This window comes from Hydrogenophaga sp., assembly GCF_019264445.1.
In the GTDB taxonomy this organism is placed as follows: domain Bacteria; phylum Pseudomonadota; class Gammaproteobacteria; order Burkholderiales; family Burkholderiaceae_C; genus Hydrogenophaga.
Genome location: NZ_JAHVAB010000065.1, coordinates 1 through 24,273, shown reverse-complemented (window position 1 = coordinate 24,273; position 24,273 = coordinate 1). Strand labels below are relative to the sequence as shown.

At 64.4% G+C, this 24,273-nt stretch carries 24 protein-coding genes; 11 read left to right on the top strand and 13 right to left on the bottom strand.

The window, feature by feature from the left end; all coding sequences use genetic code 11:
- Position 1: 1 nt before the first annotated feature.
- The 6 genes from KXJ60_RS13630 (at position 2) to KXJ60_RS13605 (ending at position 5,946) form a co-directional block, all read left to right on the top strand.
- A complete protein-coding gene (locus KXJ60_RS13630) occupies positions 2-904 on the top strand; it encodes an SMP-30/gluconolactonase/LRE family protein (RefSeq protein WP_291128753.1) in 903 nt (300 codons plus the stop codon).
- 47 nt (positions 905-951) lie between these two features.
- Positions 952-1,929 carry a TRAP transporter substrate-binding protein gene (locus KXJ60_RS13625; RefSeq protein ID WP_291128750.1) on the top strand — a complete coding sequence of 326 codons (978 nt, stop codon included), beginning with the start codon at positions 952-954 and terminating at the stop codon, positions 1,927-1,929.
- An 18-nt stretch (positions 1,930-1,947) separates the two neighbouring features.
- Positions 1,948-2,478, top strand: coding sequence for a TRAP transporter small permease (locus KXJ60_RS13620; RefSeq protein WP_291128747.1), 531 nt, complete (start codon positions 1,948-1,950; stop codon positions 2,476-2,478).
- On the top strand, positions 2,478-3,764 hold the full coding sequence (locus KXJ60_RS13615; RefSeq protein ID WP_291128744.1) for a TRAP transporter large permease: 1,287 nt from the start codon (positions 2,478-2,480) through the stop codon (positions 3,762-3,764). The genes KXJ60_RS13620 and KXJ60_RS13615 overlap by 1 nt, the downstream gene beginning before the upstream one ends.
- A gap of 70 nt (positions 3,765-3,834) precedes the next feature.
- Positions 3,835-4,803: a tripartite tricarboxylate transporter substrate binding protein gene (locus KXJ60_RS13610; protein ID WP_291128741.1), complete on the top strand. Its 969-nt coding sequence runs from the start codon at positions 3,835-3,837 to the stop codon at positions 4,801-4,803.
- Between the two features lie 84 nt (positions 4,804-4,887).
- The gene (locus KXJ60_RS13605) at positions 4,888-5,946 is read left to right on the top strand and encodes an aldose epimerase family protein (protein ID WP_291128738.1); all 1,059 of its coding nucleotides are present in this window, start codon (positions 4,888-4,890) and stop codon (positions 5,944-5,946) included.
- Positions 5,947-5,955: 9 nt separating this feature from the next.
- Here KXJ60_RS13605 and KXJ60_RS13600 read toward each other — a convergent pair whose 3' ends face one another.
- Together KXJ60_RS13600 and KXJ60_RS13595 are read right to left on the bottom strand one after the other, a co-directional pair.
- Positions 5,956-6,354 (bottom strand): hypothetical protein, encoded by a 399-nt coding sequence (locus tag KXJ60_RS13600; RefSeq protein WP_291128735.1) that lies wholly within the window; start codon positions 6,352-6,354, stop codon positions 5,956-5,958.
- Complete coding sequence (locus tag KXJ60_RS13595; protein ID WP_291128733.1) at positions 6,351-7,226, bottom strand: NUDIX hydrolase; 876 nt, start codon at positions 7,224-7,226, stop codon at positions 6,351-6,353. Before KXJ60_RS13595 ends, KXJ60_RS13600 begins: the two co-directional genes overlap by 4 nt.
- 186 nt (positions 7,227-7,412) lie before the next feature.
- Between KXJ60_RS13595 and rpoH the strand changes: the two genes are divergently transcribed.
- Complete coding sequence (rpoH, locus tag KXJ60_RS13590) at positions 7,413-8,360, top strand: RNA polymerase sigma factor RpoH (RefSeq protein WP_291128730.1); 948 nt, start codon at positions 7,413-7,415, stop codon at positions 8,358-8,360.
- A 71-nt stretch (positions 8,361-8,431) separates the two neighbouring features.
- On the opposite strand, the gene lysS is transcribed toward rpoH, so the two are convergent.
- The 9 genes from lysS to KXJ60_RS13545 form a co-directional block, all read right to left on the bottom strand.
- Positions 8,432-9,985, bottom strand: a complete 1,554-nt coding sequence (gene lysS / locus KXJ60_RS13585; RefSeq protein WP_291128727.1) for a lysine--tRNA ligase — start codon at positions 9,983-9,985, stop codon at positions 8,432-8,434.
- A 156-nt stretch (positions 9,986-10,141) separates the two neighbouring features.
- Complete coding sequence (locus KXJ60_RS13580) at positions 10,142-10,867, bottom strand: ABC transporter ATP-binding protein (protein ID WP_291128724.1); 726 nt, start codon at positions 10,865-10,867, stop codon at positions 10,142-10,144.
- A gap of 7 nt (positions 10,868-10,874) precedes the next feature.
- Positions 10,875-11,645, bottom strand: a complete 771-nt coding sequence (locus KXJ60_RS13575) for an ABC transporter ATP-binding protein (protein ID WP_291128714.1) — start codon at positions 11,643-11,645, stop codon at positions 10,875-10,877.
- Between the two features lie 13 nt (positions 11,646-11,658).
- The gene (locus KXJ60_RS13570; RefSeq protein WP_291128687.1) at positions 11,659-12,744 is read right to left on the bottom strand and encodes an ABC transporter ATP-binding protein; all 1,086 of its coding nucleotides are present in this window, start codon (positions 12,742-12,744) and stop codon (positions 11,659-11,661) included.
- 17 nt (positions 12,745-12,761) lie between these two features.
- Positions 12,762-13,691, bottom strand: coding sequence for a branched-chain amino acid ABC transporter permease (locus KXJ60_RS13565; protein ID WP_291128679.1), 930 nt, complete (start codon positions 13,689-13,691; stop codon positions 12,762-12,764).
- A gap of 232 nt (positions 13,692-13,923) precedes the next feature.
- Positions 13,924-15,216 (bottom strand): replication-associated recombination protein A, encoded by a 1,293-nt coding sequence (locus tag KXJ60_RS13560; RefSeq protein ID WP_291128677.1) that lies wholly within the window; start codon positions 15,214-15,216, stop codon positions 13,924-13,926.
- Positions 15,217-15,225: 9 nt separating this feature from the next.
- Positions 15,226-15,864, bottom strand: a complete 639-nt coding sequence (gene lolA, locus KXJ60_RS13555; protein ID WP_291128675.1) for an outer membrane lipoprotein chaperone LolA — start codon at positions 15,862-15,864, stop codon at positions 15,226-15,228.
- A 50-nt stretch (positions 15,865-15,914) separates the two neighbouring features.
- Positions 15,915-18,266, bottom strand: a complete 2,352-nt coding sequence (locus KXJ60_RS13550) for a DNA translocase FtsK (protein ID WP_291128673.1) — start codon at positions 18,264-18,266, stop codon at positions 15,915-15,917.
- 103 nt (positions 18,267-18,369) lie between these two features.
- Positions 18,370-19,044, bottom strand: coding sequence for a Crp/Fnr family transcriptional regulator (locus KXJ60_RS13545; protein ID WP_291128671.1), 675 nt, complete (start codon positions 19,042-19,044; stop codon positions 18,370-18,372).
- Positions 19,045-19,199: 155 nt separating this feature from the next.
- On the opposite strand from KXJ60_RS13545, the gene trxB reads away from it, so the two are divergent.
- From trxB to rpmG, 3 genes are all read left to right on the top strand, one after another.
- Entirely contained in the window at positions 19,200-20,147 is a 948-nt protein-coding gene (gene trxB, locus KXJ60_RS13540) for a thioredoxin-disulfide reductase (protein ID WP_291128670.1), read from the top strand.
- Between the two features lie 199 nt (positions 20,148-20,346).
- The gene (gene rpmB, locus KXJ60_RS13535) at positions 20,347-20,580 is read left to right on the top strand and encodes a 50S ribosomal protein L28 (protein ID WP_056269541.1); all 234 of its coding nucleotides are present in this window, start codon (positions 20,347-20,349) and stop codon (positions 20,578-20,580) included.
- Positions 20,581-20,592: 12 nt separating this feature from the next.
- Positions 20,593-20,763 carry a 50S ribosomal protein L33 gene (gene rpmG, locus KXJ60_RS13530; protein ID WP_056269543.1) on the top strand — a complete coding sequence of 57 codons (171 nt, stop codon included), beginning with the start codon at positions 20,593-20,595 and terminating at the stop codon, positions 20,761-20,763.
- Between the two features lie 121 nt (positions 20,764-20,884).
- On the opposite strand, the gene KXJ60_RS13525 is transcribed toward rpmG, so the two are convergent.
- Both KXJ60_RS13525 and KXJ60_RS13520 read right to left on the bottom strand, forming a co-directional pair.
- Positions 20,885-22,111 carry a fatty acid desaturase gene (locus KXJ60_RS13525; RefSeq protein WP_291128667.1) on the bottom strand — a complete coding sequence of 409 codons (1,227 nt, stop codon included), beginning with the start codon at positions 22,109-22,111 and terminating at the stop codon, positions 20,885-20,887.
- Positions 22,112-22,278: 167 nt separating this feature from the next.
- Positions 22,279-23,547: an RsmB/NOP family class I SAM-dependent RNA methyltransferase gene (locus KXJ60_RS13520; RefSeq protein ID WP_291128990.1), complete on the bottom strand. Its 1,269-nt coding sequence runs from the start codon at positions 23,545-23,547 to the stop codon at positions 22,279-22,281.
- Between the two features lie 49 nt (positions 23,548-23,596).
- Between KXJ60_RS13520 and KXJ60_RS13515 the strand changes: the two genes are divergently transcribed.
- Positions 23,597-24,273 (top strand): GTP-binding protein (locus tag KXJ60_RS13515; protein ID WP_291128664.1); only part of this gene is annotated, 677 nt, incomplete at its 3' end.

Below are 24,273 nucleotides of genomic sequence, written 5' to 3'. Positions count from 1 at the left end.
CATGAGCACCACGGCCGAACTCGTGATCGACGCGCGCAACGGCGTGGGCGAAAGCCCCGTGTGGGACGCGCAGCGCCAGTGCCTTTTCTGGGTCGACATTCCCGGTCAGGCCCTCTGGTGCTGGAACGCCTCCACCGCCCAGGCGCGGCACTGGCCCACACCCGAAATGACCGGCTGCATTGCCCTGGCCGCCGGCAGCGAAGCCACGCCACACGGCCGCTGGGTGGCGGCCATGGAAACCGGCGTGGCCCTGCTCACGCCGCACGACGACGGCACCCTGAGCCACGAAGCCGTGGCCTCCGTGCAGCACCCGCAGGGCGGCATGCGCTTCAACGATGGCCGCTGCGACCGGCAAGGCCGCCTGCGCGCCGGCACGATGGTGATGGACATGTCGCTCGCCGCACCCGCCGGCAGCCTGTATGCGCTGGACGCTGGCGCGCTGCGCAGCTTGCAAGGCGGCTTCATCACGCCCAACGGCATGGCGTTCAGCCCCGACGGCCAAACCATGTACCTGTCGGACTCGCACCCGAACGTGCAGACCATCTGGGCGTATGCGTACGACACCGACACCGGCACACCCCACAGCCCGCGCGTGTTCGTCGACATGAAGCCCATGGCCGGGCGCCCCGATGGCGCGGCCATCGACACCGACGGGGGCTACTGGATCTGCGCGAACGACGCCGGCCTGGTGCACCGCTTCACACCCGACGGCCGCCTGGACCGTTCGCTGGCCGTGCCCGTGAAGAAGCCGGCCATGTGCGCCTTTGGCGGCAGCGGGCTCGACACCTTGTTCGTCACCTCCATCCGGCCCGGCGGCGATCTGGCCGACCAGCCGCTGGCGGGGGGTGTTTTTGCATTGCGTCCAGGCATGAGGGGCCTGGACGAACCGCACTGCGTGCGCTGACGCCGGCGGCCTCTGTCACCTCAACACATCAACCCAACGGAGACACCATGAAGACCCAACGCCGACTGATCCTGAGCCTGGCCATGGCCGGCCTACTGCCCTTGAGCGCCCACGCGCAAAACATCGTGCTCAAGGCGCACGACACCCACCCCGCCGGCTACCCCACGGTGGTGGCGGTGGAGAGCATGGGCAAGAAGCTGGAGGCGGCCACCAACGGGCGCATCAAGGTGCAGATGTTCCCGGGCGCCGTGCTGGGCGAAGAGAAGGAAGCCGTGGAGCAAACGCAGCTGGGCGCGATCCAGATTGCGCGCATTTCGCTGGGTGTGATCGGCCCGATCGTGCCCGAGGTCAACGTGTTCAACATGCCCTTCGTGTTCCGCGACGTGGCACACATGCGCAAGGTGATCGACGGTGAAGTGGGTGCAGACCTGCTCAACAAGGTGACCAACAGCTCGTCGCGCCTGGTGGCGCTGGGCTGGATGGACGGCGGCTCGCGCAGCCTCTACACCAAGAAGCCGGTGCGCAGCCCGGCCGACCTCAAGGGCCAGAAGATCCGCATGATGGGCAACCCGCTGTTTGTGGACACCATGAACGCCATGGGCGGCAACGGCATCTCGATGGCCTATGGCGAGGTCTTCACCTCGCTGCAAACCGGCGTGATCGACGGCGCGGAAAACAACCCCCCGAGCTACTTCACGGCCAACCACTACACCACGCCCGCCAAGTACTACGCGCAAACCAACCACCTGATCATTCCCGAGATCTTCGTGATGTCCAAGGTGACCTGGGACAAGCTCAACCCCGCCGATCAGGCGCTGGTGAAGAAGCTGGCCCGTGAAGCACAGCTGGAGCAGCGCGCGCTGTGGGACAAGAGCGTGGAGGACTACAGCGCCAAGCTGAAGGCGGCTGGCGTGGAATTCATCAACGTGGACCAGAAGCCCTTCTTTGACGCCACCGCACCGGTGCGCGCCAAGTACGGCGCGCAGCTGGGCGACCTGATGAAGCGCATCGAAGCGGTGAAGTAAACGCCTCACGAGACCACCATGGCAGAAACGATCCATCGCGCGCTCGACGCCGTTTACCTGGCCTGCATCTGGGTGGCGGGCGCGTGCATCTTCCTGATGTCGCTCTTCATCCCCTGGGGCATCTTTGCGCGCTATGTGCTGGGCACCGGGTCGCAATGGCCCGAGCCCATCTCCATTCTGCTCATGGTGATCTTCACCTTTCTGGGGGCGGCGGCGGCCTACCGCGCTGGCGCCCACATTGCCGTGGCCATGCTCACCGAGCGCATGCCGCCCGCGGTGCGCGGCGCCATGGCGTTTGCCGTGAACGTGCTCATGATGTTGATCAGCGTGTTCATGGTCTATTACGGCACCTCGCTGTGCATCGGCACCTGGCACCAGTCGATCCCCGCGCTGCCCTGGCTGCCCGTGGGTTTGACGTATGTGCCCGTGCCGCTCGGTGGTCTGGTCACGCTGCTGTTCGTGCTGGAGTTTCTGCTGCTGGGCGACCAGAGCCAGCGCGACGTTGTGCGCTTCGACCTGGCCGATGAATCCGCCGAGGGAGCCGCCTGATGGACGCACTCATTTTGCTGGGCAGCTTCTTCGTGCTCATGCTCATCGGCACACCGGTGGCCTATGCCCTGGGCATCGCGGCGCTCATCGGCGCGTGGTGGATCGAGATTCCGCTGGACGCGGTGATGATCGCCATCAGCAGCGGCGTCAACAAGTTCTCGCTGCTGGCCATCCCGTTCTTCGTGCTGGCCGGCGCCATCATGGCCGAGGGCGGCATGGCGCGCCGGCTGGTGGCCTTTGCCAACGTGCTGGTGGGCTTCATCCGCGGCGGCCTGTCGCTGGTCAACATCCTCGCCTCCACGTTCTTCGGCGCCATCTCGGGCTCGTCCATGGCCGACACCGCGTCGGTGGGCACGGTGCTGATTCCGGAGATGGTGAAAAAGGGCTACCCGCGCGAATTCGCCACGGCCGTCACGGTCAGCGGCTCGGTGCAGGCCATCCTGATTCCGCCCAGCCACAACGCGGTGATCTACTCACTCGCGGCGGGTGGTTCGGTCTCGATTGCGGCGCTGTTTCTGGCCGGCGTGCTCCCCGGCCTGCTGCTGGGCCTGACGCTGGCCGTGATGTGCCTGGTGATCGCCAAGCGCAAGAACTACCCCAAAGGCGAGGTGATCCCGCTGCGCCAGGCGCTCAAGATCTGCGCCGATGCGCTCTGGGGTCTGATGACCATGGTGATCATCCTGGGCGGCATTCTCTCGGGCGTGTTCACCGCCACCGAGTCGGCGTCGGTGGCCGTGGTCTGGGCGTTTCTCGTCACCATGTTCGTCTACCGCGACTACAAGTGGCGCGAGCTGCCCAAGCTGGTGCACCGCACGGTGAAAACGCTGGCCATCGTGATGATCCTCATCGCCTTTGCCGCTGGCTTCGGCTACATCATGACGTTGATGCAGATCCCGCTGCAGATCACGACCGCCTTCACCACGCTGTCGGACAACCGCTACGTGATCCTCATGATGATCAACATCATGCTGCTCGCCCTGGGCACGCTGATGGACATGGCTCCGCTCATCCTGATCCTCACGCCCATCCTGCTGCCGGTGGTCAAGGCCATCGGCGTGGACCCGGTGCACTTCGGGATGATCATGATGGTCAACCTCGGCATGGGCCTGATCACACCGCCCGTGGGTGGCGTGCTGTTTGTGGGCAGCGCCGTCGCCAAGCTGCCCATGGAAACCGTCGTGAAGGCGCTCCTGCCTTTTTACGTCGCGCTGTTTGGCGTGCTCATGGCCGTCACCTACCTGCCCGGCATTTCGCTCTGGCTGCCCCAGACCGTGCTTGCCCGCTGAACCCAGCCCACCCCTGCGGCCCTCGCGCCGCACGCCATTCACTTCGCCTCGTTCTACCCAAGGAGAACCCATGTCCATGAACCGCCGCCACCTGCTCGCCGCCACCGCTGCCCTGGCCACCGTGGGGCTGCCCGCGCACGCTCAGGCTTTCCCCAGCAAGCCCCTGAAGATCATCGTGCCCTACCCGCCCGGGGGTTCGTCCGACATCATTGCGCGCGCCATCAGCCAGGTGCTGTCGGAAAACATGGGGCAGCCCGTGGTGGTGGAAAACCGCCCGGGGGCCAACGGCAACCTGGGCGCCGATCTGGTGGCCAAGTCCGCGCCCGACGGCCACACGCTGCTGCTGTGCGACGTGGGCGCGCTGGCCATCAGCCCGGCCGTGTACACCAAGCTCTCGTTCGACCCCAGCAAAGACCTGCGCGGCGTGACCATGCTGGCCTACTCGCCGCACATGCTGGCGGTGCATCCGTCGGTGAAGGCCAACAACCTCAAGGAGTTGGTCGCCCTCTCGAAAACCAGCGACATCAACTTCGCGGTGACGGCGGTGGGCAGCGCGCCGCACGTGGCCGGCGTGGCGGTCGAGCGCGCCACCGGCGCGAAGTGGACCTATGTGCCCTACAAGGGCGGCTCGCAAGCGGTCACCGACACCGTGGCGGGCCAGACGCAAGTGATCATGAACGGCATGCTGGCCACGCTGCCGCACGTACAGAACGGCAGGCTCAAGGTGTTGGGCATCTCCAAGAAAACGCGCATGCCGCTGGTGGGCGACGTGCCCACGCTGGCCGAGCAAGGCGTGACCGATTTCGAGTCGGGCACCTGGCAGGGCACGCTGGTGGCCAACGGCACGCCGGCGGCGATCATCGCGCGCCTCAACGCCGAGCTCATCAAGGCCATCCGCAGCCCGGACGTGCGCGCCCGCCTCACCGGGCAAGGCGCGGAGGTGGTGACCATGCAGTCGGCCGAGCAGGACCGCTTCTTCGAAAGCGAGCGCAAGCGCTGGGGCGCGGTGGTGGCCCAGGCCAACATCAAGCTCGACTGAAGCTCGCCGGCGCAGAACACCCCGCAGAGCAGGTCTGCCACCGCTCGGCCCGCTCCCGCGCGCGCTCAGACCACAATCAGGGGCATGACGCCAACCCCCTTCCCCCACCCGCTCGACCCCGCCCGCTTCCAGGGCACCGTCGACGGGCGCCCCACCGCCCTCTACCTGCTGCGCAACGCGCGCGGCATGGTGGTGGCCATCACCAACCTCGGCGCCAAGGTGCTGCAGATCGTGGTGCCCGACCGCCACGGCATGCTGGACGACGTCGCACTCGGCTACGACCAGCTCGCTGACGTGTTGAGCGGCTCGCCCTCCATGGGCGCCTTCGTTGGCCGCTATGCGGGGCGCATCGGTGGCGCGCGCTTCACGCTGAACGGGCGCGAGCACCGCCTCACGCCCAACGCGGGCGCCCACTGCATCCATGGCGGCCCGCGCGGTGCGCGTCACCGCGCCTTCGACGCCGCGCAGCCCGACGCGCAGACGCTGGTGCTGCGCCACCGCTTTGTCACCGCAGAAGACGACTTCCCCGGTACGCTCGACCTGCAACTCACCTACCGCCTGAGCGACGACAACGCGCTGGTGCTGGAGCACGAAGCCACCGCACTCGACGAGCCCGGCCCGGCGAGCTTCACCAGCCACATCTATTTCAACCTCGATGGCGTGCGCGAGGGCCAGCGCATCGACAGCCACGTGCTGCAAGTGCCAGCCCATGAGGTGCTCGCCACTGGAATGGACGGCATCGCCACCGGTGGGCGCGTCTCACTCGACGGGCATGCGCACGACCTGCGCCAGCCGCAACGCCTGGGCGCGCTGTCCGATATCGACCTGAGCTACCTGCTGCCCTCGCACGCGCCTGGCACCCTGCGCCAGTGCGCCCAGATGCACAGCGAGACGAGCGGCCGCACGCTCGGCGTATGGACCACGGAGCCCTTGCTGCAGGTCTACACCGCTGGCCAGCTGGGCGCGGCCGCCAAGCCCGACCTGGGCAAATGGGGCGTGCCACACCGCCCGCGTGCGGCTGTTTGCCTGGAGCCGCAGCACTTCCCCAATGCCCCCAACTGCCCCGAGCTGCCCCAGAACATCGTGGCCCCCGGGCAGCCCTACAGGGCCACCACGGTGTACCAGTTCGGTGTGAGGGCCTGAGCGCCGGGCTCAGTCCCGGCAGTAGCCTTCGCCCAAGCGCACCGTGAGGCAGCGGTTTTTGTCGGCGAGCCATTTCATGCCGGTGTCTGCGCCGTTGGTGGCCCGCAGCGACTCTTTGACACCGTCGCGTTCGAATTCGATCCCATCGGCCACGGCTGTTCCGGGAAACGTTCTGGGGCCGTCCAGGTTCCGGACAGTCACCTCGTAGCGGCCACCGCCACCCTTGAGCTCAAGGAAAGTGCCCTCGGGCCCGTTCCATTTGCCCAGCCACTGGTCTGCGGCTGGCGCCGCCGCAAGGGGTGCGCTCGCGGCGGGCGCGGGTGACGCTTCACGCGGCCGCTCCTGACAGGCGGCCAGCAGCACAGCCAGGGACACGGCGGTCAACGCCACGGCAGCCTGCCGTTTCATAGCAATGCGGCCAAGCCGCCCTCGGGTTCGAAACGCTGGTTGCGGTGCACCAGCCGGGTCGGGCCGGGCCACACGCGCTTGCTCAGGCGGTGCGCCGGGTCGCCGGGGTAGCAGATGACCCGGCGGCCTTCCTCGTCAAACGGCTCCGGCTCGATCAGCGCGGGCGGGCGGCTGCGCGCAGCGGCCATCACCTGCGCCGCATCCGCACAGCGGTGCAGCTGGCTCAGGCTCATGATCTGCGGTGGCGCCAGATCGATCTCGCCCGCCCAGTAGCGCTCCAGCGCCACCCGGGGCGAGAGCCACACCGCCTCGGTAGCTTCGCGGGCGCAATGCTCCACATCCTGGCCATCGGGTGCCGCAGCCACGAAGAAGCGGGTGTCGAAGCGCTTGTTGGTCACCGACGGCACGCGGGGCGTTACCCAGCGAGACCACGGCTGCACACAGGCTGTGTTCAACGGCAGGCCAAGGTCTTGCAGCACGGCCGAAAACGCGGTTCCAGCAGCGGTGCGTTCGCGCAACGGCCGCACGTGGGCAGCGCCATCCGCCACACCGAGCAACAGGCCACATTCTTCGAAGGTCTCACGCAGGGCCGCCACGTGCAGACCCACCGCCGTGTCCAGACCGAGCCCGGGCTCGCCCAGGCTGTCCCGGCAGGCCACAGCAGGCCGGTCCAGGGCGGCGGGGTCGACCAGGCGATCCGCCGCGTCGAGCTTGCCGCCAGGAAACACATGCACGCCGCCCAGCACACCCGAATTGCCGTGCCGGCGCACCAGCAGCACCTCCAGGCCCGCAGGCCCGTCGCGCACCACCATCACCGTGGCCGAGGGCACGGGTGGGGTGAGCACTTCTTCTGAATTGATTGCAATCGCCATGGGGCTGGATTGTGCGTGGCCCGGCCGCCGCAAGCAGTCGCGCCGGGTACGCGGGCGCGGCCATACCACACTGTGCATTTATCCATGCCATGAAGACCGTACCCCGATCAGGCCCGGAACTTTCGCCTTAGCACTCACTCCCAGAGAGTGCTAATATTCTTGGCAGACCACCTCAGGAGGGTTCATATGTCCCACACACTTGCTCCAGTTGCCACCGCCGCCAATGGCTCGCTTGCCGTGGCCAACCCCTGGGCGCTGGTGCCGCCCCTGGGCAACCTGGACGCCTACATTTCCGCGGTCAACCGCCTGCCGCTCCTTACCCTGGAGCAAGAGCAAACGGCCGCGCGCCGCCTGCGCGAAGACAACGACCTCGACGCCGCCGGCCAGCTGGTGATGTCCCACCTGCGCCTGGTGGTGTCCATCTCGCGCCAGTACCTCGGCTACGGCCTGCCCCACGGCGACCTGATCCAGGAAGGCAACGTGGGCCTGATGAAAGCCGTCAAGCGCTTCGACCCCGACCAGGGCGTTCGCCTGGTGAGCTACGCCATGCACTGGATCAAGGCCGAGATTCACGAGTACATCCTGAAGAACTGGCGCATGGTCAAGCTGGCCACCACGAAGGCGCAGCGCAAGCTGTTCTTCAACCTGCGTTCACGCAAGCAGGGTTTTCGTGCCGAAGCGGTGGATGGCGACACCCACCGCGAGGTGCTGTCCGACAGCGAAGTGAGCGTGATGGCCCGCGAGCTCAACGTGAAGCCCGAAGAAGTGCGCGAAATGGAAACGCGTCTCTCGGGTGGTGACGTGGTGCTGGACCCCGCCCCGAGCGACGACGGCGAAGAGAGCTTCGGCCCCATTGCTTACCTGGCCGACGCGACCCATGAGCCCACCGCCGTGATCGAGTCGGCCCAACGCGACGTGTTGGCCACCGAAGGCGTGGCGCGCGCCATGAGCGAGCTCGACGAGCGCTCGCGCCGCATCGTGAGCGAGCGCTGGCTCAAGGTGAACGACGATGGCTCGGGCGGCATGACGCTGCACGAACTGGCGGCCGAATACGGCGTGAGCGCCGAACGTGTGCGCCAGATCGAAGTGGCGGCCATGAAGAAAATGCGCAAGGCACTGTCGTCCTACGCCTGAGTGGTACGGCTCTCCAAAAAAGAAGCCGCCCGAGGGCGGCTTCTTTCACGTCGGGGCCGGCTGGCCGGCGATCAGGCTTCGCGGCGCAAGGCCGGGAAAAGGATCACGTCGCGGATGCTGGGGCTGTCGGTCAGCAGCATCATGAGGCGGTCGATGCCGATCCCGCAGCCGCCCGCAGGCGGCATGCCGTATTCCAGCGCGCGAATGTAGTCCGCGTCGTAATACATCGCCTCTTCGTCGCCGCCATCCTTGGCCGAAGCCTGTGCCTGGAAGCGGGCCGCCTGGTCTTCAGCGTCGTTGAGCTCGGAGAACGCATTGCCGAACTCGCGCCCGGTGATGTAGAGCTCGAAGCGCTCCGTCACCTCCGGGTTCGCGTCGTTGGCACGCGCCAGCGGCGAGATCTCGGTCGGGTGGTCCATGATGAACGTCGGGTTCCAGAGCTTGTCCTCAACCTTCTCTTCAAAGTACAGCACCTGCAGGCTGGCCAGGCTGCGGGCGGAGAGCTGGTGCTTCTCCTCGCTCAGGCCGAGCTTTTTGAGTTGAGCCTGCAACCAGGCAGCGTCGTCCACGCTGTTGCCTGCGTCCGTGTACTTGACGATGGCTTCGCGGATGGTGAGGCGCTCAAACGGCGACATCACGTCCACCGGCTGGCCCTGGTAGGTCAGAGGTTCGTCACCGCGCACCTGGCGCACCACATGGCGAATGAGCTGCTCGTTGAAGTCCATCAGGTCCTGGTAGTTCCAGTACGCCGCATAGAACTCCATCATGGTGAACTCGGGGTTGTGCCGCACGCTGATGCCTTCGTTGCGGAAGTTGCGGTTGATCTCGAACACCCGGTCGAAGCCGCCCACCAGCAGACGCTTGAGATACAGCTCGGGCGCGATGCGGAGAAACATTTCCTGGTCGAGCGCGTTGTGGTGCGTCTTGAACGGCTTGGCGTTGGCCCCCCCCGGAATGGGGTGCAGCATCGGCGTTTCCACTTCCAGGAAGCCATGGCTCACCATGAAATCGCGGATGCTGGAGAGCGCCTGGCTGCGCGCCACGAATCGCTTGCGCGCCGTCTCGTCCGTCATCAGGTCCACGTAGCGCTGGCGGTACTTGATCTCCTGATCGGTAATGCCGTGGAACTTGTCGGGCAGCGGGCGCAGGCTCTTCGTGATCAGGCGGATGCGGTCGGCATGGATGGTGAGCTCACCGGTGCGCGTGCGCATGACCACGCCCTCGGCGGCCACGATGTCGCCCAGGTCCCAGTGCTTGAAGGCGCCATGCAACGCCTCGCCCACGCTGTCGTTGTTCAGGTAGACCTGGATGCGGCCACCCGAAGGGCCAAACGAAGCGTCCTGCAGCGTGGCGAAGCTGGCCTTGCCCATCACGCGCTTGAGCATCATGCGCCCGGCAACGCTGGCGCGCACCGGCTCTGCTTCGAGCGCTTCCTTGGTGCTGTCGCCGTAGCGGGCAAACAGGTCCGCGGCCTTGTCGGCCGGTTTGAAGTCGTTGGGGAAGGCCACACCCTGCCCCTGCTTCTGTGCCTCGCGCAAGGCCTTGAGCTTTTCCCGGCGTTCGCCGATGAGCTGATTTTCGTCTTGCGCGGGCGCGCTGGCGTCGGGGGTGTGGGCTTGTGTCATGAATGAAAAATGGGTTGGGCACCGAAGTGCGCAACCCATGATTGTAGTTTTCGGCCAGCCCCGCGTGGAAGCAACGATCCGGCGCCGGGCCGCCCCAAGCCGGATCAGCCCCGTGGGAGGACAGCGACCCGCGCAACGGCGCAGCGTGGGGGTGCCCTATTCGCCCAGGTAGGCGGCGCGCACCTTGGGATCGTCGAGCATGTCGCGGCCCACGCCGGTCATGATGATTTCGCCGGAATCCATCACGTAGGCGCGGTCCGCAATCTGCAGCGCGCGGCGCGCGTTCTGCTCCACCAGCAGGATGGTCACCCCCTGGGCAGACACGTCGCGCACCACCTCGAAGATCTTGTCCACCATGATGGGCGACAGGCCCATGGAGGGCTCATCCAGCAGCAGCACCTTGGGCTGGCTCATCAGCGCACGTGCCATGGCCAGCATCTGCTGCTCGCCACCGCTCATGGTGCCGGCGAGCTGGTCCTTGCGCTCGCGCAGCCGCGGGAAAATGCCGAACATCTTTTCGATGTCCTGCGCAATGCCGGCCTTGTCGTTGCGGATGTAGGCGCCCATCTGCAGGTTCTCGGTGATCGTCATCCGGGTGAACACGCCACGGCCTTCAGGCACCATGGCCAGGCCTTGTTTGACGAGGTCCCAGGCGCCCTTGCCCTTGATGCTCTGACCGAGGTATTCGATGTCACCAGCTTCGTAGGCCAGCGACCCCGTGACGGCTTTCATGGTGGTCGTCTTGCCCGCGCCGTTGGAGCCGATCAGCGAGATCAGCTCACCTTCGCGCACTTCAAGGTCAATGCCCTTGACCGCCTTGATGCCGCCGTAGGCGACCTTCAGGCCGCTGACTTTGAGGAGTGTGTTTGCCATTTGCGTCAATCCTTGATCAGTGGCCACCGGTACCGAGATAAGCCTCGATCACCTTGGGGTCCTTCTGCACGTCAGCGGGTGTGCCAGACGCGAGCTGCTTGCCGTAGTCGAGCACGGTCACGCGATCGCACAAGCCCATCACGAGCTTCACGTCGTGCTCGATCAGCAGAATCGTTCGGTTGTCCTTGCGGATCTGGTCGATCAGCTCGCGCAGCTGGATCTTTTCCGTGGCGTTCATGCCGGCGGCGGGTTCGTCCAGTGCAATCAGCTGGGGATCCGTGGCCAGAGCACGCGCAATCTCCAGGCGGCGCTGGTCACCGTAGCTCAGCGTGCGCGACTTGTAGTCGGCAAACTTCTCGATACCTACGTAAGCCAGCAATTCGCGCGCACGCGCGGTGATCTCGGCTTCCTCGCGTTTGAAGCCCGGCGTGCGCAGCACCGCGCCAAACAGGCCGGAATGCGTGCGCACGTGGCGACCGACCATCACGTTTTCGAGTGCGGTCATTTCGGCAAAGAGCCGGATGTTCTGGAACGTGCGCGCAATACCTGCCTTGGCGACCTCGTGCACCGCGCTGGGCGTGTAGGACTTGCCGGCGAGCTCGAAGGAGCCGCTGTCGGGCGTGTACAGACCGGTCAGCACGTTGAAGAACGTGGTCTTTCCGGCCCCGTTGGGACCGATCAGGCCGTAGACCTGACCGCGCTTGATTTCGATGCCCACATCGCTCAGGGCCTGCAGGCCACCGAAGCGCTTGGAAACATTCGCTACTTTGAGAATCGTGTCAGTCATCTGGATTCTCCGTTTACTTGGACAAGGATTTGCCGTGCTCGGGCGCGGGCCACAAGCCTTTGGGGCGAATCAGCATGACGATCACCATGGCCAGCGCAATCAGCAGCTGGCGCAGGATTTCAGGCGCCAGACGGCCGTCGGTCATGGCGGTGAGCGGGTGCGCCACGTGACGCAGCAATTCCGGCAGACCCGCCAGCAGCAAGGCGCCGAGCACGACACCCGGGATGTGCCCGATGCCGCCCAGCACCACCATGGCCACCACCATCACAGACTCCATCAGCGAGAACGACTCGGGCGACACAAAGCGCTGGAACGACGCGAAAAGCACGCCGGACACACCACCGAAAGAAGCGCCCATGCCGAACGCCAGCAGCTTGAGGTTGCGGGTGTTCAGACCCATGGCCTTGGCCGCGATCTCGTCTTCGCGAATCGCCATCCATGCGCGGCCAATGCGCGAGCCCTGGAGGCGGTACGAAATGATGATGGCCAGGACCACGAAGAACAGGAACAGGTAGTAGTACAGCGTGACCGGCTGAAGGGTGTAGTCACCAATGGTCAGGCGCTTGCCCAGGTCCAGCCCGAACACCGAAATGGTGTCGATCTGGCTGATGCCCTTGGGGCCGTTGGTGATGTTCACCGGGCGGTCCATGTTGAGCAGGAAGATGCGGATGATCTCGCCGAAGCCCAGCGTGATGATGGCGAGGTAGTCGCCACGCAGCTTGAGCGTGGGAGCACCGAGGATCATGCCGACCACGCCGGCAATCACCGCCGCCAGAATCATCACCCACCAGATGCTGTAGTGCAGGCCGTTGGGGAACATGGCCTTGATCGCCGGGAAGGTGTCGGCCAGGTGGGGCGAGCCGAGCAAGGCAAACACGTACGCACCCACTGCAAAGAACGCGATGTAGCCCAGGTCAAGCAGGCCTGCATAGCCCACCACAATGTTCAGACCGAGGGCCAGCAGCACATACAGCAACGCAATGTCGACGATGCGCACCCAGGAGTTGCTCCCGGTGGACTGCAGGATGATCGGCAGGGCCAGCAGGGCCACTGCAGCGATCAGGAAAACGATCAGCTTGCCGCTTTTGGTGTTCATCATGAGAGTTCTCCTGGCGGTCAAGCGCGGTCTGCCACACGTTCACCCAGCAGGCCCGATGGGCGCAGCGTGAGCACGACGGCCAGCACGATGAAGGCAAAGATGTCGGTGTACTGGCTTCCCAGCACGCCGCCCGTGAGCTTGCCCAGATAACCTGCGCCGAGCGATTCGATCAGTCCCAGGGCAATGCCCCCCACCACCGCGCCCGCGAGGTTGCCGATGCCGCCCATCACCGCCGCCACAAAGGCCTTGAGGCCGGGCATGAAGCCCATGGCGTGCTGCACCGTGCCGTAGTTCGAAGCCCACATCACGCCGGCAATGGCGGCGAGCATGGCGCCAATGATGAACGTGGCGGAGATGACGACGTCAGGCTTGATGCCCATCAGCGCGGCCACCCGAGGGTTCTCGGCCGTGGCTCGCATCGCGCGACCCAGATTGGTGCGGTTCACCAGCCACATGAGGAAGGCCAGCGTGATGGCCGTGGTCGCGAGGATGACGACCTGCGTCACGGAGATGACCGCGCCACCGATGGCGATGGGCTCGCGCGAGAGCATGGAGGGATACGACTTGGGATTGGGCGCCCAGATGATCATGGCAAAGGTCTGCAGCAACAGCGACATGCCGATCGCCGTGATCAAAGGCGCCAACCGGTTCGAGTTGCGCAAAGGCCGGTAGGCCAGCTTTTCGATGCTGAAGTTCAGCGCCGCACACACCACCATGGCGATGACGGTGGCGAGCAGCAGCACAAGCCAGGTGGGCATGCCCGTCGAGGCGTCCATCATCCAGCCGATGACGGTCCAACTGGTGAGCGCGCCGACCATGAGCACGTCGCCATGCGCAAAGTTGATCAAGCCGATGATGCCGTACACCATGGTGTATCCAAGAGCCACCAGCGCGTACATGCTGCCCAGCACCAGACCGTTGATGATCTGCTGTAGCAAAACTTCCATGAGAGATTCTCCGTGTGTGTGAAAGGCCGGGAGGCGCTTGTGGCGCTGGCCCACTTGAACCTAGCAAAAAACCCGCCAGACATGACCTTGAAACAGGACCGACTGCGGGTTGGTGGACGGATTGTAATGAGGCGCTTTTGGCGCCCGCATGCGTGTAAGCCCTTAGCAGACGCGGGTTTACCCTCGCTTTAGATGCAGCTCCTCAGGGCGCATCAGCGCGATTGGGGCTGCATTAGTTTTTTTGATTGTTCAGTTTTTTGAGCTCGCGCAGCTTATCGGCAATGCGAAGCTCCAGCCCACGCTCCACCGGGCGGTAGAAGCCGGGGTCGGGCATGCCCTCAGGCAGGTACCGCTCACCCGCCGCAAAACCGCCTTCCTCGTCATGGGCATAGCGGTAGCCCTTGCCGTAGTCGAGCTCTTTCATCAGCTGGGTGGGCGCGTTGCGCAGGTGCATGGGCACAGGGCGCGTGCCGTCCTTTTTCACGAAGGCCTTGGCCTCGTTGAACGCGCGGTAAACCGCATTGGATTTGGGTGCGACCGCGAGATACACGACACACTCGGCCAGCGCGAGCTCACCCTCAGGGCTGCCCAGGCGCTCGTACACATCGGCCGCATCCAGCGCCAGGCGCAGCGCGCGGGGATCGGCCAGGCCAATGTCTTCGCTGGCCATGCGGATGAAGCGGCGCGCCATGTAACGCGGGTCGGCGCCTCCGTCGAGCATGCGCACGAACCAGTACAGGGCGGCATCGGGGTCAGACCCGCGCACGCTTTTGTGCAGGGCGCTGATCGTGTCATAGAACTGCTCTCCGCCTTTGTCGTAGCGGCGCATGCGCTCACCGAGCACCTTGAGCAGCCACGCGTCCGTCACCTCGGGGAGCTTTTCGCGCTCGGCGGCCACCGCCAGCGTCTCCAGCGTGTTGAGCAAGCGGCGAGCGTCGCCATCCGCATAGCCAATGAGGCGAACAATCGCTGCCGACTCGATGGCGGGCACTGCGTGGATCGCCTGTGCCTTCACCACGATCTGGCGCAAATCGTCTTCTGACAGCGGCTGCAGCACGTACACCGCGGCCCGCGAGAGCAGTGCGGAATTGACCTCGAAAGACGGGTTCTCGGTCGTCGCGCCGATGAACGTGAAGAGGCCGCTTTCCACATGCGGCAAAAACGCGTCCTGCTGGCTCTTGTTGAAGCGGTGCACCTCATCGACAAAGAGAATGGTGCGTTGCGGCGACAGCCCGCTGCGAGCCACCTCGGCACGCTCGACCGCCTCCCGGATGTCTTTCACGCCGCCCAGCACGGCACTGATGGTGAGGAACTGCGCATCGAACGCATCGGCCATGAGCCGCGCGATGGTGGTCTTGCCCACGCCGGGCGGCCCCCACAGGATGCAACTGTGCGGCTGACCCGATTCGAACGCCAGCCGCAACGCCATGCCTTCGCCCAGCATGTGTTGCTGACCGATCACCTCCGCCAGCGTGCGAGGGCGCAGGCGCTCTGCCAGCGGCACATGGGAACTGGCGGTGGCCACGGCGCGGCGTCAGGGTTTGATGACGGCTGCGCCAGCCGGCGGCTGGAACTTGAAGTCGCCGGCTTTGAGCGGCGCGTTGGCCTGCCAGTTGCTGAAGGTCAGCACAGAGCGCTGCCCCAGGCTGTCCTCGATGTCGAGCACTGAGAGCTGCCCTTGTCGAAAGCCCACACGCACCACCTGCAACTGGCCATTGCGGTCTTTCGGCCGCGCTTCAAGCCACTCCATGCCATCGCGCGCGGGCGCCGCCTTCAGCTCGAACGCATCGGAAAGCCCCTTGAGGTCGGTTCCGGCGGCAATCAGGGCGGCAGGCGTGCTGCCCAAGGCTTCCTTCTGCGAGCGCGACGTCACCTGGTTCAGGTCAACGTCATGCAGCCACAAGGTCTGGCCGTCGGCCACGATGGTCTGTTCGAACGGCTTCGCGTACACGAAGCGAAACCGGTTGGGCCGCAGGAATTCAAACGTGCCGCTGGAGGTCTTGCTGCGCGCCACCGTCTCGTTGGCCCGCTTGGGCGATGTCACCACCTGGTTGAAGCTCGACTTGCCGCTGTCGACCTCGCGCAGGAATTTCTCGAGATCCTGCAGGCCGTCCGCATGAGTGGCGACTGAACCGAAACAAATCAGGAGGGGGATGAGGAATTTCTTGATCATGGAAGGTCTGACCCCATTGCGCCGGGTTGGTTGCACATCGGCTGAAAGCCTCACTCGCCGCGAGAGGGCACCAGAATGTCGCGCTGCCCGCTGGAAGTCAGGGCACTGACCAGGCCAGCGTTTTCCATGTCTTCAAGCAGCCGCGCGGCGCGGTTGTAGCCAATCTTGAGTTTGCGTTGAACGTAGGAAATGCTGGCCTTGCGGTCCTTGAGCACGATCTCCACCGCCTGGTCGTACAGGGCGTCCTTCTCGCCGTTGCTCTCGCCCCCACCTTCACCAAACAGGTCACCCCCTTCGCCATCTGCGGCGCCGCCTTCGAGCACACCATCGATGTAGTTGGGCTCACCGCCCTGCTCCTTCAGGTAGGCCACCACGCGGTGCACCTCGTCGTCGCTCACAAATGCCCCGTGCACGCGGATGGGGAAGCCCGTTCCCGAAGGCATGTAAAGCATGTCGCCCATACCCAGCAGACTCTCGGCGCCCATCTGGTCCAGGATGGTGCGGCTGTCGATCTTGCTGCTCACCTGGAACGACAGGCGCGTCGGAATGTTGGCCTTGATCAGGCCTGTGATGACGTCCACGCTGGGACGCTGTGTGGCCAGAATCAGATGGATACCGGCCGCCCGCGCCTTCTGCGCCAGGCGGGCAATGAGCTCCTCGATCTTCTTGCCCACCACCATCATGAGGTCGGCCAGTTCGTCGATCACCACCACGATGTAAGGCAGTCGCTCCAGCGGCTCAGGCTGCTCGGGCGTGAGGCTGAAGGGGTTGCCGATGATCTCCCCGCGTGCCGTGGCCTCGTCGATCTTGGCGTTGTAGCCGGCCAGGTTGCGCACGCCCATCTTGCTCATGAGCTTGTAGCGTTTCTCCATTTCGGCCACGCACCAGTTCAGGCCGTTGGCGGCGTGCTTCATGTCCGTCACCACCGGCGCGAGCAAGTGCGGAATGCCTTCGTAGACGCTCATCTCCAGCATCTTGGGATCGATCAGCAGCAGCCTCACATCGCGCGCATCGGCCTTGTAAAGCAGCGACAGGATCATCGCGTTGATGCCCACCGACTTGCCCGATCCGGTGGTGCCCGCCACCAGGCAATGCGGCATCTTGGCCAGATCGGCCACGATCGGCTGCCCACCGATGTCCTTGCCCAGACCCATGGTGAGCATGGACTTGGCGTCGTTGTAAACCTGCGAGCCCAGAATCTCACTGAGCTTGATGGTCTGCCGCTTCGCATTCGGCAGCTCCAGCGCCATGAGGTTCTTGCCGGGAATGGTTTCGATCACGCGGATGGACACCAGCGACAGCGAACGCGCCAGATCGCGGCCCAGGTTGACGATCTGCGAGCCTTTCACCCCCGTCGCGGGCTCGATTTCGTAGCGCGTGATCACCGGGCCAGGCGCGGCCGCCACCACGCGAACCTCCACCCCGAAATCCTTGAGCTTCTTTTCAATCAGCCGGCTCGTCATCTCCAGGGTCTGGCTGTCCACACCCGCCTGGTGGCTGGGTGCGCTGTCCAGCAGATCCACCTGGGGCAACTTGCTGTCGGGCAGCTCGGTGAAGAGCGGCTTCTGCCGCTCCTTGGCCACGCGCTCGCTCTTGGGCACGTCCACCAGCGTCGGCTCAATCACCACGGGTGTCGGGTGATGCTCTTCGATCTCGACCCGCTCGACCTTCACCACCTCTTCCCGCTCACGGGCCGCCATCTCACCGATTCGCTGGTCTTCCACGGCTTCGCGCTTTTCGCGCCGAGCCTCGAACCAGCCATCCAGCGTATGACCCACCACCTCCGCCCAATGGCCCCACGAGAAGCGGAACACGATCGGCAAGCACACCAGCAACAACGCCAGCATGGCCAGCGCCGAACCCGTGAACCCCAGCCAACGCATGGACACAGGCCCCAGCGCATGACCCAGAACGCCGCCTGCATGGTCGGGCAACAGCGCTTCGAGTCGATACAGGCGGCTCCACTCGAGCACCGAACTCGCCGCCATCAAGACAACCAAAGCCATCCAGAAAAGCGCCCGTCGAGCCCAAGGGCGATGCCAGAGACGATCACCGGGAACCGCCGTTTCATCCTCGCCCTGCGCCCCCCGAATCCAGCGAGCCAATGCGGACAACCAAGTCCGCACACCAACGAAGAACAACCACCAGACAGAGAACCCCAGCAAGTAGTAGCTCCAGTCGGACAACATCGCGCCCAGGCGCCCGCCCCAGTTGCCCACCTCGGCGGAGGAGCCTGTGGTGCTCCAGGCGGGGTCTGCCAGTGAGTGGCTCAGCAGGGCGAGCAGCCAGAAGGCCAGCGCCGCAGCGCCCAGCACCAAGCCGATCTCCTGAGCGAATCGGGACACACCCGTCGGACCGGCGCTGGTGCGGTCTGCATTGAGCGTGTTGAGTGAATAAGTCATAGGTCTCGCTGAATTCCAGCGGCTAGCTTACCCCATGCAGCGATGCCAGCCGGTGCCAGCGCCCACCCTTCCAAGGCCCGAAATCGGGCCAGACGCGACGCCGTCAACTCAGCGAGTTGAGGCGCTCCTTGATGACCGTCCGACCGTCTTCCGTTACCTCAATGAAGCCGCGGTCTTCCAGGTCCTTCATGACGCGGCTCACCATCTCACGCGATGCACCAATCATCTTCGCCACATCCTGACGGGAAACGCGGTCCTTGATCGTCAACACACCGTCCTTGTCGGGTTGGGCGAACTCGAGCAGCGCGCGGGCCACGCGACCATACACGTCCATCAGGGCCAGCGACTCGATCTTGCGGTCGGCGTGGCGCAACCGCTGCACCAAGCCCTTGAGCACCGCGTACGCCATGGACGTGTTCTCCGGCAGACAACGCGCAAATTCGGTGCGCCCCAGGATGAGCACGTCCGTCTGCACCTCGGCACGCACGGTCGCCGAATGGGGCTGGTTGTCGATCAGGCTCATCTCGCCGACATAGTCGCCCGGGTTCATGGTGGCCAGAATCACCTCGCGACCTCGGGTGTCGGTCGTCACCACCCGCGCACGCCCCGTCAGAACGATCGCCAGGCAGTTGGATTTCTTGCCCTGCTCGACGATGCACTCACCGCGCTTGAAGCGCCGCTTGATCACGGAGTCCGCCACCGACTCGGCTTGCGCCTGCGTGAGGGTGGAGAACAACGGAACCCGCCGGATCAAATCAAGATTGGACAGGAGAGACATGCGTGTATTCCTTGGTTGGGACGGCGCGCGCGGCGCTCTTTCATACAATGATTCGCACACATTGGACGCCACGCGGCACTGGATTTGCCGTGTTTTGCGCCCATATGACCGTCGACTCTAAACCACTTGGCCCCAAATTCGATGGGGTGCTGAACATGAAACACGCGAAAGTCCTCATCCTGGGTTCAGGTCCTGCCGGCTACACCGCTGCGGTCTACGCCGCCCGGGCCAACCTCAATCCGGTGCTCATCACCGGCATCGCGCAAGGCGGTCAGCTCATGACGACCACCGACGTGGACAACTGGCCTGCGGATGCCGAAGGTGTGCAAGGCCCCGACCTGATGCAGCGCTTTCTGGCGCACGCCGAGCGCTTCAAGACCGAAATCATCTTCGATCACATCAATGCGGTGGACTTCAGCAAGCGCCCCTTCGTGCTCAAAGGCGACAGCGGTGAATACAGCTGCGACGCGCTCATCATTGCCACTGGCGCTTCTGCCAAGTACCTCGGTCTGCCATCCGAAGAGGCTTTCATGGGCAAGGGTGTGTCTGGCTGCGCCACCTGCGACGGCTTTTTCTACCGTGGTCAAGAGGTGAGCGTGGTGGGCGGCGGCAACACCGCCGTGGAAGAGGCGCTGTACTTGTCCAACATTGCCAGCAAGGTCACGCTGGTGCACCGCCGCGACACCTTCAAGGCTGAAGCGATCCTGATCGACAAGCTGATGGAGAAGGTCGACGCAGGCAAGATTGAACTGAAGCTGCACAGCACGCTCGATGAAGTGTTGGGCGACCAGACGGGCGTGACGGGCGTGCGCCTCAAGAGCGTGAAGACTGGTGCCACGGAAGACCTCGCACTCAAAGGCTGCTTCATTGCGATCGGCCACCAACCCAACACCGACATCTTCAAGGGCCAGCTCGACATGAAAGATGGCTACATCACCACACGCTCGGGCCTGCAGGGCATGGCCACCATGACCAGCGTGCCGGGCGTGTTCGCCGCTGGCGACGTGCAGGACCATGTGTACCGCCAGGCGATCACCAGTGCGGGCACCGGCTGCATGGCTGCGCTCGACGCCCAACGCTTCCTGGAGCAGAACGCCGCTTGAGGCCACGCTGAGCTGAATTTGGTCAGCTGGCCACCAGTTGGCTATAATTGCGGGCTTTGCTGAGATCTACCGGCTTGCCCGGGCACGAAGCAGATTCGGGTTACCGCCACCCTTTCCTGGCGAGGTGAGGCTGACTGGCCAGACACGGCGTTATTCCGGTCCTCGGTCATCAGCTGTTTGAATAGATCGGAGTGTCCTCATGGCACGCGTCTGCGACGTCACGGGCAAGAAGCCCATGGTCGGGAACAACGTTTCCCACGCCAACAACAAAACCAAGCGCCGGTTCCTGCCGAACCTGCAATACCGCCGTTTCTGGGTCGAGAGCGAAAACCGCTGGGTGCGTCTGCGCGTCTCGGGCGCCGCACTTCGCCTGATCGACAAAAACGGCATTGATGCCGTGCTCGCCGACCTGCGCGCACGCGGTCAAGCTTAAGGAGAACCGAACATGGCAACCAAAGGCGCACGCGAGAAGATCAAGCTGGAATCCACCGCTGGAACCGGCCACTTCTACACCACCACCAAGAACAAGAAGACCACGCCCGAGAAAATGCTGATCAAGAAATTTGATCCGAAAGCTCGCAAGCACGTGGACTACAAGGAAATCAAGCTCAAGTAATTGAGCTCGCTCCGACCAAAAGCCGCTGGATGACAGCGGCTTTTTTTATGCCCAAGAGGCACAAAGGCGCCCACAAAAAAGCCACCCCGCAGGGTGGCTTTTCGTTTGGAGCGACAGGACTTCAGGCGTGTGCGGAACGCAAACGGATGGAGAAGTCGCGCAGCGCGGCGATGCCGCTTTCTTCTGCACGTCGGCACCATGCCTGCAGATCGGCCGCCAACTGCTCGCGGGTCGAGTTGGTGCTGGACCAGAGAGCGCGCAGCTCTTCACGCATGGTCACCATCTTGTCGAGCACAGGGTGCTCGGCACGGACTTGCGCCAGTTGCGGCTTGACGCTCGCGGGCACCTTTTCATCGTCGCGGTGCAGCCAGCGGCGCGCCGCCTGCAGCACAGTCGCATCGCCGCGGCGCTGTTTCAGCGCCTCCAGCTCGTGTTTGCAGGCTGCGCGCATTTCACGGGCGTAGCCCGCCATCACTTCGTAGCGGTTGGCGATGATGGCTTCCAGGGTTTTCTCGTCGGCCACGGGGCGCACCGCACCGTAAGCCATCTTGGGCGGCACCTTCTTCACCGACGCCAGCCCCACGGACTTGAGCATCGTGATGTACATCCAGCCAATGTCGAATTCGTAGGGCTTGACGGACAACTTGGCCGAGGTCGGGTAGGTATGGTGGTTGTTGTGCAACTCTTCGCCACCGATCAGGATGCCCCAGGGCGATACGTTGGTACTGCCATCGGCCGCTTCAAAATTGCGGTAGCCCCACCAGTGACCAATGCCGTTGATGATGCCGGCGGCGGTGATGGGAATCCAGGCCATTTGCAGCGCCCACACCGACAACCCCAACACACCAAACAACGACACGTTGATGATGAGCATCAGGCTCACGCCAAGGCGCGAGCGCCCGGTGTACAGATGTTTCTCGATCCAGTCATTGGGCGTGTTGTGCCCGTAGCGCTCCATCGTCTCGGCGTTCTTGGCCTCGGCCCTGTAGAGCTCCGCGCCTTCGTAGAACACCTTCTTGATACCAAAGATGTGCGGGCTGTGCGGGTCGCCCTCGTGCTCGCATTTGGCGTGGTGCTTGCGGTGGATCGCGGTCCACTCCTTGGTGACCATACCGGTGGTCATCCAGAGCCAGAAGCGGAAAAAGTGGGAAGCGATGGGGTGCAGGTCCAGCGATCGGTGTGCAGAGTGGCGGTGCAGGTAGATCGTGACGCTGGCGATGGTGATGTGCGTGAACACCAAGGCCACGATAAGCACCTGCCACCAGGCAGCACCCGTCAGGCCGCTGGCCAGAAACTGAATCAAGGCATCCCACACAGCGGACAGGATTCCGGAATCGGAAGAAGACATGAATTTCCTAAAAGACCGCCCTGAGGTCACGGAGAGGGAAGCGGCCAGATCCGTGGGCGGGGTGGACTGGCGAGGCTCGAATTTTAAGGCCCGGGGCGAAAATCACCAACCGGAACCCCGTTTCGAATACGAACTTACGGGTTCAAATCAGGTGGATTGCGCACAATTCAAGGCCTTTTCCGCCAAACGGCAGCAAAAAAGCCGTCAGTTGCGTGCCGATGCGGCCACAAACGCAGCCATTGACCCTGATCACCCGAAGTCAGACGGGAGGCGGCCTCCACGTGCAGGCCGTCCAGCAAAACCGCCACGGGGACCGCTTCGAAATCGGGATGGGCGGCCTGGAAAGCGACGCTGACAGCCTCGTTTTCTTGAGGCAGGAGGCTGCAGGTGGCGTACACGAGCCGCCCTCCCGGCTTCAGCAAGCGCGAGGCACTGCGCAGGATGGCCTGCTGCAGCTCGGCCTGCGCAGCCACAGTGGCCGGCGTCTGGCGCCATTTCAGATCCGGACTGCGCCGCAGCGTTCCCAGGCCGGAACAGGGCGCATCGACCAACACCCGATCCACCTTGCCAGCCAGCCGCTTGATGCGGTCGTCGCGCTCGTGCGCAATGGCCACCGGATGCACATTGGACAGCCCGCTGCGCGCCAGGCGTGGTTTGAGCGCATCCAAGCGATGCCCGGACGTATCGAAGGCATACAGGCGGCCGCTGTTGCGCATGGCCGCGCCGATGGCCAGCGTCTTGCCGCCAGCGCCTGCACAGAAATCGACCACCATCTCGCCGCGTTTGGCGTCCAGCAACATCGCCAGCAGTTGCGATCCCTCGTCCTGCACTTCCACCTCGCCCTGCACGAAGGCAGGCAATTTGGCCAGCGAGGGTTTGCCTTGCAGGCGAATGCCCAGTGGCGAGTGAGGGGTGGCCGACGCCGTCAGCCCGGCCTTTTGCAACTCGAGGAGGACCGCCTCGCGTTTGGCTTTCAGCACATTCACGCGAAGGTCCAGCGGTGCGGGCTGGTTCAGGCTGGACACCAGGGCATCAAATTCGTCGCCCAGCTGTTCTTTCAGTGATACCGCGAGCCATTCAGGCAGGTTGTGCCGGTGGGGCGCCATCAGGTCGTGGTCGGTCACGGCGTCGCAGTGGTCGAGCCAGCTTTTCTCTTGTTCGGTCAGGGCACTCTTGATGAAATCGCGGTCACCCGGAAAGGCCAGGATCGCGAGCCTTCGCCACTTGGACCCGCTGCCCGAACGCGCCAGCCACTCCAGCTTGAGCCGCTCGCGCAAGGTGGCGTACACAGCGTCGGACAAGGTGGCGCGCTCGCGCGGCCCCAGGGAACGGTTTTCACGGAAATGCCGAGCCACAACGGCATCAGCGGGGTGCTCGAACTTGAAAACCTGTTCGATCAGGCTGGCGGTTTCGTCCAGAAGGGCTTTGGGATGCATGGTGGCTATTGTCCCATTGGCCCATGCCGGTCCACGATAATGCGCGGTTATGTCTGAAATCTCCGAACAGGTGCGCCGGCGGCGCACGTTTGCCATCATTTCCCACCCCGACGCGGGCAAGACCACGCTGACCGAGAAGCTGTTGCTGTTCTCGGGCGCCATCAACATCGCCGGCAGCGTGAAGGCCCGCAAGGCCGCGCGCCATGCCACGTCTGACTGGATGGAGATCGAAAAGCAGCGCGGCATTTCGGTGGCCTCTTCGGTGATGCAGATGGAATACCGCGACTGCGTGATCAACCTGCTGGACACGCCGGGCCACCAGGACTTCTCTGAAGACACCTACCGCGTGCTCACCGCGGTGGACGCCGCGCTGATGGTGATCGACGCGGGCAATGGCGTGGAGCCGCAGACGCGCCGCCTGCTGCAGGTCTGCCGCGCGCGCAACACGCCGATCCTGACCTTCGTGAACAAGATGGACCGCGAAGTGCAAGCCCCGCTGGACCTGATGGACGAGATCGAGCGCGAGCTGGGCATGACGGTGGTGCCGTTCACCTGGCCCGTGGGCATGGGCAAAACGTTCCGTGGCGTGTTCGACCGCCGCACCGACCAGATGCGTGTGTTCGCCGCTGGCGAAGACCGCCGCGGTGTCGATGAAGACGTGTTGTCGGGCCTGGACAACCCAGCGAGCCTCAAGCGCTTCGGCGCAGAGTTCGAGCAGGCGCGGGC

Excerpts from the sequence above, each read along its gene's own strand:
- KXJ60_RS13630 (WP_291128753.1), top strand. The coding sequence starts at position 2 with ATGAGCACCACGGCCGAACTCGTGATCGACGCGCGCAACGGCGTGGGC.
- KXJ60_RS13625 (WP_291128750.1), top strand. The coding sequence starts at position 952 with ATGAAGACCCAACGCCGACTGATCCTGAGCCTGGCCATGGCCGGCCTA.
- KXJ60_RS13620 (WP_291128747.1), top strand. The coding sequence starts at position 1,948 with ATGGCAGAAACGATCCATCGCGCGCTCGACGCCGTTTACCTGGCCTGC.
- KXJ60_RS13615 (WP_291128744.1), top strand. The coding sequence starts at position 2,478 with ATGGACGCACTCATTTTGCTGGGCAGCTTCTTCGTGCTCATGCTCATC.
- KXJ60_RS13610 (WP_291128741.1), top strand. The coding sequence starts at position 3,835 with ATGTCCATGAACCGCCGCCACCTGCTCGCCGCCACCGCTGCCCTGGCC.
- KXJ60_RS13605 (WP_291128738.1), top strand. The coding sequence starts at position 4,888 with ATGACGCCAACCCCCTTCCCCCACCCGCTCGACCCCGCCCGCTTCCAG.
- KXJ60_RS13600 (WP_291128735.1), bottom strand. The coding sequence starts at position 6,354 with ATGAAACGGCAGGCTGCCGTGGCGTTGACCGCCGTGTCCCTGGCTGTG.
- KXJ60_RS13595 (WP_291128733.1), bottom strand. The coding sequence starts at position 7,226 with ATGGCGATTGCAATCAATTCAGAAGAAGTGCTCACCCCACCCGTGCCC.
- rpoH (WP_291128730.1), top strand. The coding sequence starts at position 7,413 with ATGTCCCACACACTTGCTCCAGTTGCCACCGCCGCCAATGGCTCGCTT.
- lysS (WP_291128727.1), bottom strand. The coding sequence starts at position 9,985 with ATGACACAAGCCCACACCCCCGACGCCAGCGCGCCCGCGCAAGACGAA.
- KXJ60_RS13575 (WP_291128714.1), bottom strand. The coding sequence starts at position 11,645 with ATGACTGACACGATTCTCAAAGTAGCGAATGTTTCCAAGCGCTTCGGT.
- KXJ60_RS13570 (WP_291128687.1), bottom strand. The coding sequence starts at position 12,744 with ATGATGAACACCAAAAGCGGCAAGCTGATCGTTTTCCTGATCGCTGCA.
- KXJ60_RS13565 (WP_291128679.1), bottom strand. The coding sequence starts at position 13,691 with ATGGAAGTTTTGCTACAGCAGATCATCAACGGTCTGGTGCTGGGCAGC.
- lolA (WP_291128675.1), bottom strand. The coding sequence starts at position 15,864 with ATGATCAAGAAATTCCTCATCCCCCTCCTGATTTGTTTCGGTTCAGTC.
- KXJ60_RS13550 (WP_291128673.1), bottom strand. The coding sequence starts at position 18,266 with ATGACTTATTCACTCAACACGCTCAATGCAGACCGCACCAGCGCCGGT.
- KXJ60_RS13545 (WP_291128671.1), bottom strand. The coding sequence starts at position 19,044 with ATGTCTCTCCTGTCCAATCTTGATTTGATCCGGCGGGTTCCGTTGTTC.
- trxB (WP_291128670.1), top strand. The coding sequence starts at position 19,200 with ATGAAACACGCGAAAGTCCTCATCCTGGGTTCAGGTCCTGCCGGCTAC.
- rpmB (WP_056269541.1), top strand. The coding sequence starts at position 20,347 with ATGGCACGCGTCTGCGACGTCACGGGCAAGAAGCCCATGGTCGGGAAC.
- rpmG (WP_056269543.1), top strand. The coding sequence starts at position 20,593 with ATGGCAACCAAAGGCGCACGCGAGAAGATCAAGCTGGAATCCACCGCT.
- KXJ60_RS13525 (WP_291128667.1), bottom strand. The coding sequence starts at position 22,111 with ATGTCTTCTTCCGATTCCGGAATCCTGTCCGCTGTGTGGGATGCCTTG.
- KXJ60_RS13520 (WP_291128990.1), bottom strand. The coding sequence starts at position 23,547 with ATGCATCCCAAAGCCCTTCTGGACGAAACCGCCAGCCTGATCGAACAG.